Genomic DNA, 10,081 nt, shown 5'->3' with positions numbered 1-10,081 from the left:
ACCACCATAAAGGCATAAGAGCACTTTGGGCCGCAGCTATTTAGCTGCGGCTTTTTCTATGCAAAGAAAACATAATTGTATGAATCTGATATATTGTGCAGAAATGTCAGAAAACTGGTTGATTCATGGCGGATTGGGAAGTAAAATGAAGGAAATGGCTATGGATGCGGATTTCAGCGCATTATCCGTTGCCGTGTCAAGCTTCGCATTGCTTTAATCAAAATGTCAGGGAGGAACAAAATGAAGAGAACCGCCAGATTAGTCAGCTTGCTTGTTGTCACTGCTCTTTTAGCTTCTTCAGCAACAATGGTCTTTGCAAAGGACCTGAAGTTGATTGAAGGCGATGTCTCCACAAGGCCGGATTATGTCGAAGGGGAGCTTATAATCAGGTATTCCGGTAAGTCTACCATTTTTGACAAGGTAAAGGTAAGGGAAAAGAATTCGCTGGAAAAGATCAGGGACCTGCCTTCAAATATGGAGCTTGTCAGGCTGCCGGCAGGATTAAGCACATCGAAGGCCAGGGAGAAGCTTGCATTTGAACAGAATGTGATGTCAGTCCAGCCTAATTTCCTATATTATCCTGATGCAGCCATAACAAACGACCCTTATGCCGGAATAGAGTGGGGCCTTGACAACCAGGGTCAGAAAATCCTGGGAATAGCGGGAACACCGGACATTGATATAGACGCTCCTGAAGCATGGAGACTGATGCCAGCATCAGCTGACGAAGTTGTAGTTGCAGTAATCGACACTGGTGTTGACATTGACCATCCTGACCTTCAGGGAAGCATATGGATGAATGAGGCGGAAGTAAACGGACTGAAGAACTTCGATGATGACGGCAATGGCTACATAGATGACTTCAACGGCTGGAATTTCTTCCATAGGAACAACGACGTATTCACCAACGCCAAGGCTGACGGGCACGGGACCCATGTCTCGGGAACTATCGCAGCTCAGACCAATAACGGCATAGGTGTCGCAGGAGTTGCCCAGAATGTGAAGATCATGGTTCTGAAGTTCATAGGGATCAACGGCGGTTCAACAGCTGATGCGATACTCGCAGTCAAGTATGCAAAGGACAATGGTGCTGATATAGCCAACAACTCATGGGGAGGCGGAGGCTACGACCAGGCCCTTAAGGATGCCATCGAGGATTTCGGCAAGCCTTTCATAGCAGCAGCAGGAAATGAATCACTTGATAATGACCTTAAAGCCCACTATCCTTCATCCTATGACTGCAGCAATATAATTTCGGTTGCATCAGTGGACAACACGGGTCTTATGTCTGATTTCTCGAATTATGGAATCACCTCAGTTGATGTGGCAGCTCCCGGCGGATATATCGCAAGTACCTATCCTGGTTCATCCTATGCATGGATGAGCGGAACCTCAATGGCTGCTCCACATGTATCAGGCATAGCTGCACTGATGCTTGGTGCAAAGACTGGCCTTACAGCATCGCAGGTCAAGGAGATAATATTGAAGTCAGCGACAGCCAACAGGCTCACTTCACTTGAGGGGAAGATACTTACAGGCGGCCTGGCAAATGCTGAGGCAGCGGTAAAGCTTGCCATGAAGGCGAAAGTCAAATAGGAACAGGTATCTGATACATAAACCATATTGAATAAAGATAAGGGGATAATCAAAAAAACAGCCTGAAGGGGCATGTTTTGGGATTATCCCTTATATTTTGTCACAATATGAGGGAAAATATATAATTGAATAATCTGACAACTCTTGAAAGGCCTGTCATACGAGATTAGAATAAAGTAAACGGGGACGGAATCCCCAATACTCTTGATGAATACAAAATGAGGGGGAACTCAGGATGAAAGGCAAAAGGAAACTGCTCATAACCTCAATTATCGCCGCACTGTTCATATCGTCTTCCTTGATAGCAGGCGCATCGGAGATCAGGTCACTGCAAGCCTCTGATTCAAGCGGGAAACCACAATACGTGGAGGGTGAACTCATCGTCACATATTCAGACACAACAAGCGTCTTTGACAAGGTGAAGGTCAGGGAGAAGCATGCTCTGACAATTGTGGAGGAATTGCCGCTGAAGAATACCGAGCTAATAAAGGTCCCTAAAGGGCTCACTGTAGCTCAGGCAAAGGCGAAGATTGCGTTTGACCCGATGGTGAAGAATGTGCAGCCTAATTACCTTTACTATCCCGCAACTGACGTCAATCCATCGGATGATACTCATTATGGCTTATTATGGGGCCTGAACAATACAGGGCAACCAATTGGGGGAGTAACAGGTGTCGCTGATGTTGACATCGATGCTCCTGAGGCATGGGAGTATCTCGGTACTAAGTCGCTTGATGAGGTCATTGTGGCTGTCATAGATACTGGGGTTGATTTCAGTCACCCTGACCTTCAAGGAAAAATGTGGAAGAATCAGGATGAGACTCCTGGTGATGGAATAGATAATGATGGCAATGGGTATATTGATGATATAAACGGATGGAATTTTGTAAGCAATACGGCAAATGTATTTGTTGGCGTTAAAGAGGATGGGCATGCAACACATGTTTCAGGAACAATAGCAGCATCAGACAATACGGTTGGGGTTATTGGAATCGCACCAAACGTAAAGATCATGTCCCTTAAGTTCCTCGGTGCAGAAGGAGGAACGACAGCGGATGCCATAGAGGCAATCTACTATGCAAGGAACAATGGAGCTGATCTTTCCAATAATTCGTGGGGCGGTGGTTCATACGATGAAGCTCTCAGGACTGCCATCAATGATTTTGCTAAGCCATTCATAGTAGCGGCAGGTAACAGCAAGCGGAATATCGACAGGATCGCAAGCTACCCGGCCTCTTATGATTGTGCGAACATAATCTCTGTTGCAGCGGTAGACAACAAAGGAGCGCTTGCTTCCTTCTCAAACTATGGTTTGACAAGGGTTGATGTAGGGGCACCCGGTGTGAACATCGTAAGCACGTATCCTGATCCTCAGTATGTATATATGAGCGGGACATCCATGGCTGCTCCCCATGTTACCGGAGTTACTGCCCTCGTGATGGGAGTGAGCAGTGGCCTGAACACTTCTGAAGTGAAGGACATAATCTTGAAATCAGCTTTGGCAAATCCTCTTCTGTCACTCGCAGGAAAGACCGTGACCGGTGGAATGGTCAATGCAAGGAAGGCACTGGAGCTAGCAGGCGGAACTATTGATGATCCTCCTCCAGCCGGTGACACGGCAGCTCCGTATGCGATATCGTCCGTACCTTCTGATGGGGCGAAGAACTTCAAGAAGGCAAATAATTTAGTTGTGACCTTCAGTGAGGGAATAAACATTAATGATTCAGGTGCAATAAGTCTTAAAGTGACAAGCTCTTCAGCCACAGTGGATATAACTCAATCAACAGAGGCAGCCAAGCTGGTAATAGACCCTGTAGCTGTTTTGTTGCCATACACTAAATATACTTTGACAGTCAGTTCGGGTGCGGTGAAGGACTCTGCAGGAAATACAAATGCAGCAACATGGACTGTCACATTCACTACCGGAAAATAGGCAAAATTAGAAAAGGGCAGGGAGCAATTCGAAAGAAATGCTCCCTGTTTATCATCTGACCTTTGTCAGCTCATCAATGAATCTGTTGTAGAATACCCCTGTTAGCCAGCTTTAATAACCAGCCTATACCAGGATACCTTACCTTGAACCCTGTAATCCATCTTATGTTTGTTGAATCACCTTCCCGTCTGAATTCAACCCTGTCATTCTCATACCTGACTGGTGGTCCGGAAAGGATCTCATATTCTAGTAGTCTGTCGGACTTAGGGCAGTCAGCCTCTCACGGAAGATCAGCGGACCGGTTTTGACCTTCCGTTCTCAGCCAATCCCCATTCCTGTTGGATCTCCGTTGTTTACTATTTCTATTGGAAGTCTGGGAGCTGGAGATTTGGTGAAGTCACTGGCAATCGGCCAAACTTTTTCCAAAGGAACGTTTATTGTCCGTTCTTCACAAAGATAGTTCATGTTACACCTCCAGCAGGCAGGGAGTAAGCTTCTGCATAACCCAATGATACCTTGCCTGGTGATAATATGATCAGTTACCACCTGTCTTTCTTTTTACCTTGGGATTCTATGAGTCCTTTCAGGAGACTGGTGGAAAATACCACAGTTCCGCCGATCAGAGTGAGGAGGCCATGGCTGCCTTTACTTTTTTGCAGTCTTTTGGCAGGCATTGGCCTTGATTTGACCGGGGTTCCGTTTGCTTGTGATAGTGTGGTGAGTTCACCATTGACTGACTTAACATTGTAAAATATGCCATCAGAATCCTGAGCCATTCCATACCCATGGAATGCTCCATCCTTGAAGCCCCCGATATACTTGAAATCATCCAAGCAGTACATTCCCTGGCCGTTCAGGAGATTATTCTCAACCTGACCCACCAGCTTTTCGTGGTCCGGAGTGTTTATCAGTGCTTCACCCTGCATCGTACCTTCATGGAGGTCACCCAGGTATCTGAATCCGTTTGTAAGGCAAAGGCCCTGTCCGTGCATGTTTCCGGATTTCATGTCTCCGATGTACTTGAAGCCTTCAGGCTTAGTCCAGAGGAAACGGCCAGTCATTTCACCGTTGGTAAAATCACCGATGATAAGCTCATCCTCATCCGGCTTATAGTTCAATCCAGGTCCGTTTACCTTGTTGTTCCGTATGGTACCGATATGGGTATTACCATCAAGGTTTACGATCATGCCAAAGCCGTCTCGATTGTTGTGACGAAATTCGCCTATGTACATCGCACCATCGCTATCTGTATAGATACCATATCCTGTGATCCTTCCGTCCTTGAAATCTCCTATGTACCTTGAACCGTCAGTATCTGTCAACATTCCTGTGCCGTGCCATCTTCCGTTCCTCACATCGCCGACATATTTTGCGTCAGATGAAAAAACAATCATTAAAATACCCCCTTGAATAATACAGCAGCACTTGGTATCTGCTTTTATTGTAGCTCTTGTTACTGGCTGGAGAACAGCATTCTTGGACTGATATGAATTTCTTTTCTTAGGTGGAAATCAGATGTTGGAAATGGGACTATGTAACATGTGGTACAATTAGTTTAGAAATTTGAGATTTGTTAGGAGAGGGATAGATGGAAAGGCTTGTAATATTCGATATGGACGGACTGATGGTGGATACGGAGACAGTATCCTTCAGGGCATGGCATGAGGTCATGAAAGGTGTCGGGATTGATTTCACGAGGAAGGAGTTTGACCTGACGCTTGGCAGGAACAACAGGGACATAGCTGTGATAATAAAAGGCATTTATGGTGAAGAGGTGCCTGTTGATGAGCTTTTCGTAAAGAAGATAGCACTTGCGCAGAGGATGATTGAAGAGAAGCTTGATACCAAGCCGGGGCTTTTCGAGCTTTTTGACTATCTGGAGGCAAATGGATACAGAAGGGTTGTCGCCACATCGTCCCACAGGACACGTGCTGAATTCATAGTCAAAAAGCTGGGACTTGAGGAAAGGATTGATGGAATGGTGACAGGTGACCAAATCAGGAAAGGTAAGCCTGATCCTGAGATATTCCTGAAAGCCGCAGAAATGGCTGGAACAATGAGCGAAAACTCGATAGTTCTCGAAGATTCGAGGTCCGGGCTTCATGGTGCCAACAATGCGGGCATGAGGTGTATTTTCATACCTGACTTCACCGAGCCGGATGATGAGATAAGCAGAACAGCGTACAGGATAGTCGAGAGCCTCGCCGAGGTGCCGAAAATACTCGAGGTTGCAGCATGGATAAGGTGAAGAGGCTTACAGAAAGAATTTGGTATACAGATGCAGACGAGAGGACTGACAGGCCTGTTCTGGGATATGTTTCAGGGGATATGGCGTCACTCATGGTAGACGCAGGCAACTCCAGGCAACATGCTGCAATTCTTACGGATGGAGTCGTTGCGAAGGGATTGGCTTATCCTAGGTATGTGGCAATAACACACTGGCACTGGGACCATTGTTACGGATTGAGCGGAATCGGTGCGGTCTCTGTTGCAAGCCTGGAAACCAATCTCAAGCTTATAGAGATGTCGGAATGGGAATGGACCGACAGGGCCATGTCAAGGAGGATAGAGACAGGTGAAGATATCCTCTTCTGTGATGAGAACATAAGAAAGGAATATCCGGATCGCTCACTGATTGATGTAAAGACAGCTGACATTGTGTTTGACGGATTGCTTCAGATCGACCTCGGGGGAGTTACGTGCATACTGATGAAGCTTCCTAACTCCCATTCTGAGGACAGCGTAGTAGCCTATGTACCGGAGGAGAAGGTGGTGTTCCTGGGAGACATAACCTCTGAGGATTTCCACAACGGTACTGGCAGCCACCACAGGGAAAAACTTGGAATGCTTATTGAAGCGCTTGAATGGATGGATTTTGAACTCGCGCTGCATGGACATGACGAGCCAAGGTCCAAGGAGTATGTGCTAGACTACCTGAGGGAGGAACTTGAGCTCCTGGGAGAGATTCTTTAATGGACAGGGAAACCTGTCTTTTTTCTTTTCCAGATTAAAATCTGATGAATCGAGTGACATTGCAGGATATATATGTACAATAGAAATTGGAATGTAATCATTTTCGGGCTCGAATCTGATATCATGCATGGTGTAATAGTGAAAGACAATTCTTCTGGGGGTGACTTATGAAGGAGATACTGCTGAGGAACAAGAAGGCGTTCATAATATATGTGCTGGCATCAACACTTTTTGTGGAGGATGTCATAGTTAGCAATATCATCTTCTCCAATCTGGTAGGCCTTGTGCAGACAAAGAATATGGGAAGGTTCTATCTGCTTATCGGGCTTATGGCAGGTCAGGCTGTGTTAGGCCAGGTCCTCTTCGTGTTCTCCAGGTTCAAGAGGATCGGATTCATGAAGGATACCATACTCTATATTAGGAACGCAGCATTCGATACCATAATCACGAAATCCTACAGGTCATTCAACAGGAAACTCAGGAGCGAGTATATTTCGAACCTTGTCAATGACATAAACAACTTCGAGAACGGATTCTTCTATTCAATACTTAACATCATTTTCCTCATGACTACTTACTTCGCCGCATTGCTCATACTGCTGTTCATGGACTGGAGACTGGCTCTCATGATGCTGGCTTTGTCAGTTGCAGTATACTGGATCAACAGGCTGTTCCAGAAGAAGACTGTAGCAATGCAGGCAGAGGTACAGAAGAGCAGCGAGCATTTCACTGTAAGCGTATCAAACACCTTCTCCGGACTTGAGATACTGAAGCTCAACAGGATCGAGGACAGGTTCCTTCATAACACCATGAGGGAGGTTGACATGGTTGAAAAGAAGAAGTTCAGGTTCGCTGTATTCACATACTGGCAGAGGAAGTTCTCGTTCCTTATCGGAACCATAGTATTCATATTGCTGCTTGTCTATGTGCTTTCATTCATGATGGAAGGGGCTGACCTTGCAAGGATATTCTTCACAGTGACCATAGCGAATTCCATGATATGGCCTATCACCGAGGCAATGCCGCTGATGAACGAGGCTGAATCGCATGCCAAGGTCGTGGAAAGGATACTGTCAAAGGATGTGGAGGATGGAACTTCTGGTACTGAACCCTTCAATTTCTGTAATGCGATTGAAGCGAACAGCCTGTCCTTCTACTATGGCGACAGGATGATACTAAAGGATGCGTCGTTCAAGCTCATGAAAGGCAGGAAGTATCTTATTAAAGGTGCTAGCGGTGCGGGCAAGTCAACGCTGATGAACCTCCTGCCCAAGGTGGCGGAGCCATCGGAGGGAGTGGTGCTTGTGGACGGAACCGACCTTTGTGAGATTTCCGAGAAGAGCTTCAATGAAAAGGCAAGCTTCGTGTATCAGGATGTATTCCTGTTCGAGGATACCATAAGGAACAACATAGCACTCTACAAGCCATACACTGACGAGGAGATAATGGAGGCGGCAAGGGGAGCAGGGCTCGAATCATTCATCTCATCAAAGGCAAACGGACTTGACGAGGTCATAGAGGAGAACGGAAAGAACATATCAGGAGGGGAGAGGCAGAGGATCTCCATAGCAAGGGCCATAATAAGGAAGCCTGACATACTCTTCGCTGATGAGATAACATCAGCGCTTGATGAAACCCTTGGAAGGCTCGTGGAAGATACCATGCTTTCACTTGACACGACTGTAGTCGCGGTATCGCACAGGTTCTATCCGGGAGTTACGGAGAAGTACGACCATGTAATTGAAATAGTCAACGGGAAGGTCAGGGAGATGACAACGTCCGAGTACCTGTCGGGGGTGGAGTCATGAAGAAGTCATACCTAAAGGCCTTGCCACTCATGGCCATAGCGCTGCTGTCGGGAATAGCGACTGCCGTTGTCGAGGGCTTGCTTAACCTCCATATCAAGGACATCATAGACGTCGCCTTCTACAGGAACGGAGAAGGCTTCATGGGCGAAGTTGTAATAATATCATTACTAGCCACAGGGGTTCTTGTGACAAACACGATCCTTTCCGTGCTCAAGGGCTTTTACAGGAGAGACGCCAACCTGAGGTTGAAGAAGGATTACCTTCAGAGGGTCTTCAGGAAGAACATCAACGAATTCAACAATGAGAGCAGCGCACGGTATGTTTCGAATATAACCAATGACATGAACACTATAGATACGAATTTCATAGATGCATTGTTTGAGCTTTCCCTTGCATTTGCATCGTTCTTTGTTTTTGCAGTGATCATTGCAGGGGTGAGCGGAAGGATACTGTTCCTTATAATCGGACTGACACTAGTCATGGGTATACTTTCAAGTGTCGTATCAAAGCCTTTGAAAAAGCTGTTCGGTGAAAGGAGCAAGCTTTATGAGGCCTATACCACATACACCAGCGAGGTACTCAATGCATTCAGGATAGTCAGGGCAAACAACCTCTATGAGAAGGTCACTGAGGATTTCGGTAAAAGGTCCAGGAAGCTTCAGGAAAAGAGCTTCCAGATAGACAAGTACTCAACTTACATATATGCATTCCAGAACGGTACGATGACACTCGTGTTCATGGGAATAATCGCGACGTCAGTCTATTACGCCATCAAGGGTGAGATAACGCTGGGAGGAGTCATCCTTATAGTCAACAATTCAGAGAGGATGATGAGGCCGCTTCAGATGGCAGGAGAGCTGTATCCTAAGATAATATCTTCAAAGCCTCTTTTCAGGTCGCTTGAGGAATCACTGAAGAACACCAGTGAAAATATTGAGACTGATGAGATCGATGAATTCAAGGGAACGATTGAAATAGAGAAGGCAAGCTTCTCATATGGTGAAAATGAGGTCTTCATGGACCTTGACCTTTCATTCAGGAAAGGCGGGAAGTACCTTGTCGTTGGTCCAAGCGGCGGCGGCAAATCAACCCTCCTGAGACTTCTGAGGAAGTACTTCTATGTGGATGGCGGAGATATACTTGTGGATGGAATGAAGCTCAAGTCAATACGCAAGGACAGCTGGTTCAGGCGTATTGCAAATGTGGAGCAGAGGATATTCATATTTGACGATTCATTGAGGAACAATCTGACACTATACCGTGAGGCGGACTCTGATGCGATCGAGTCAGCCGCGAGTGCTGCAGGGCTCACTGACTTCATTGTGAATCTTCCTGAGGGCCTTGACACGGTGCTTGAAGACAACGGAAGGAACATTTCTGGAGGAGAGAAGGGCAGGATAGCCCTTGCAAGGGCGCTGCTGTCCAAATCTGACATACTTCTGCTTGATGAGGCATTTGCAAGCCTTGACTACAACACTGCGAGGGATATCGAAAGGACCATCCTCATGATAGAGGACCTTACTGTCATAAATGTCAGCCATGTGGTTATTGATGAAAACAAATCTCTTTACGACGACATCATAAGGATATCAGGAAAGGGAGCCTCATCACTGCTTGAGAGGGCTGGAGTCCTGCAATGATCTAAAATAACGGATAAAGATGTACTTAGGTTTCCCTGCAGAAGGCTGCAGGGATTTTTTACTCCGTTTATCAGGATTTGAGGGGGCGGGAAACCGGTTGGGTGTGGTTTAATAGTCCTAATAAAATAAAT

Annotated in this window: 8 protein-coding genes; 6 read left to right on the top strand and 2 right to left on the bottom strand. The window is 46.3% G+C overall.

Annotated features, from left to right (window positions below):
- The first annotated feature begins 240 nt into the window (after positions 1-240).
- Positions 241-1,596: a S8 family peptidase gene (locus tag T472_RS08210; RefSeq protein ID WP_023388309.1), complete on the top strand. Its 1,356-nt coding sequence runs from the start codon at positions 241-243 to the stop codon at positions 1,594-1,596.
- A gap of 235 nt (positions 1,597-1,831) precedes the next feature.
- Complete coding sequence (locus T472_RS08205) at positions 1,832-3,529, top strand: S8 family serine peptidase (protein WP_023388310.1); 1,698 nt, start codon at positions 1,832-1,834, stop codon at positions 3,527-3,529.
- A gap of 318 nt (positions 3,530-3,847) precedes the next feature.
- On the opposite strand, the gene T472_RS19760 is transcribed toward T472_RS08205, so the two are convergent.
- Positions 3,848-3,994: a hypothetical protein gene (locus T472_RS19760; RefSeq protein ID WP_023388311.1), complete on the bottom strand. Its 147-nt coding sequence runs from the start codon at positions 3,992-3,994 to the stop codon at positions 3,848-3,850.
- A 74-nt stretch (positions 3,995-4,068) separates the two neighbouring features.
- On the bottom strand, positions 4,069-4,923 hold the full coding sequence (locus T472_RS08200) for an MORN repeat-containing protein (RefSeq protein WP_023388312.1): 855 nt from the start codon (positions 4,921-4,923) through the stop codon (positions 4,069-4,071).
- A 194-nt stretch (positions 4,924-5,117) separates the two neighbouring features.
- Here T472_RS08200 and T472_RS08195 point away from each other — a divergent pair, with 194 nt between their 5' ends.
- From T472_RS08195 to T472_RS08180, 4 genes are all read left to right on the top strand, one after another.
- Positions 5,118-5,777 (top strand): HAD family hydrolase, encoded by a 660-nt coding sequence (locus T472_RS08195; protein WP_023388313.1) that lies wholly within the window; start codon positions 5,118-5,120, stop codon positions 5,775-5,777.
- Positions 5,765-6,502, top strand: coding sequence for an MBL fold metallo-hydrolase (locus tag T472_RS08190; protein ID WP_023388314.1), 738 nt, complete (start codon positions 5,765-5,767; stop codon positions 6,500-6,502). The genes T472_RS08195 and T472_RS08190 overlap by 13 nt, the downstream gene beginning before the upstream one ends.
- Positions 6,503-6,669: 167 nt before the next feature.
- On the top strand, positions 6,670-8,310 hold the full coding sequence (locus T472_RS08185) for an ABC transporter ATP-binding protein (RefSeq protein ID WP_023388315.1): 1,641 nt from the start codon (positions 6,670-6,672) through the stop codon (positions 8,308-8,310).
- On the top strand, positions 8,307-9,950 hold the full coding sequence (locus T472_RS08180; RefSeq protein WP_023388316.1) for an ABC transporter ATP-binding protein: 1,644 nt from the start codon (positions 8,307-8,309) through the stop codon (positions 9,948-9,950). Before T472_RS08185 ends, T472_RS08180 begins: the two co-directional genes overlap by 4 nt.
- Positions 9,951-10,081: the final 131 nt, after the last annotated feature.

This window comes from Youngiibacter fragilis 232.1, assembly GCF_000495435.3.
In the GTDB taxonomy this organism is placed as follows: domain Bacteria; phylum Bacillota; class Clostridia; order Clostridiales; family Clostridiaceae; genus Youngiibacter; species Youngiibacter fragilis.
The sequence above is the reverse complement of the archived record's forward strand: the minus strand, read 5'-3'. Positions and strand labels throughout refer to the sequence as shown.